Genomic DNA, 1,133 nt, shown 5'->3' with positions numbered 1-1,133 from the left:
AGGCCAAGGACCCGTGGCCCAGGCCCAGTTCCCGGCGCAGCGCGAGTGCATCCCGGTAGAGGTTCAGGGTTGAGTCGGGATTGCGTTGCTGGACATCACGCGCGTTGGCTCCCCACACATCCGGCTGGGGCAGCCAGGACTTGCCGGTGCTGCTGAACCCGTACGACGGCGCGTCCGCCCGCCAGGGCAGCGGCACCCTGGATCCGTCCCGGCCAATCCGCAGGCCCTTGCTTCGATGGAAGGTTGGGTCCTGTCGGAACTCTTCCTGGATCAATGTGTGGTCCGGCAGTCCTAGTTCTTCGCCCTGGTAGAGGTAGACGCCGCCGGGAAGGGCCAGCATCAGCAGCGTTGCGGCACGCGCCCGGGCCAGGCCGACGGCGTGATCCGGCTGCGCATCGTCGGGGCCAATACCGTCTCCGAGGCGCAGCTCATTGCCCTTGAGACCCAGGCGGGATACGTGGCGGACGACGTCGTGGTTGGAGAGGACCCAGGTGGTGGGGGCGCCGACCTTGTCGAAGGCTTCGAGGCTGGTGGTGATGATGCGGCGCAGTTCGTTCGGGTCCCAGGGGTGGTGGAGGTAGGCGAAGTTGAAGGTTTGGTGCATTTCGTCGGAGCGGACCCAGTCGGTGAGCCGGTCCAGCGGATCAACGTTCGCTTCGGCGCAGAGCACGCGGTCGCCGTCGTATTCGTCGAGGATCTTCCGCCAGGAGCGGTAGATGTCGTGGATGCCGGCTTGGCCGAACATGGGGGCTGCTTCGCCGGGGAAGCCTTCGGAGGAAGCGCCGTCGGCGCGTCCGCCCCAGTCCGGGAGTCCGCTTTTTTTGATCAGGGCGTGCGCGACGTCGACGCGGAAGCCGCCGACGCCGCGGTCGAGCCAGAAGCGCAGGATGCGTTCGAATTCGTCGTGGACGGCGGGGTTGTCCCAGTTGAAGTCCGGTTGGGAGGAGTCGAAGAGGTGCAGGTACCACTGGCCGGGGGTGCCGTCGGGGTTCCGGACGCGGGTCCAGGCGGGTCCGCCGAAGTGGGACTGCCAGTTGTTCGGCGGGTTTTCGCCGTGTTCGCCGGTGCCGTTGCGGAAGATGAAGATGTCCCGGGCGGGGGAGTTTTCGGGTGCGGCGAGGGCTGCCTGGAAG

The 1,133-nt window shown here is 67.2% G+C and carries 1 protein-coding gene; it reads right to left on the bottom strand.

What is annotated here, in order from left to right; translation table 11 throughout:
• The coding region (locus ACFV20_RS37090; RefSeq protein WP_385665563.1) for an alpha-amylase family glycosyl hydrolase at nt 1–1,133 on the bottom strand (1,133 nt) is incomplete at both ends.

Source organism: Streptomyces sp. NPDC059696, from assembly GCF_042733745.1.
Classification (GTDB): Bacteria; Actinomycetota; Actinomycetes; order Streptomycetales; family Streptomycetaceae; genus Streptomyces.
This window is presented reverse-complemented; position numbering and strand designations above follow the sequence as displayed.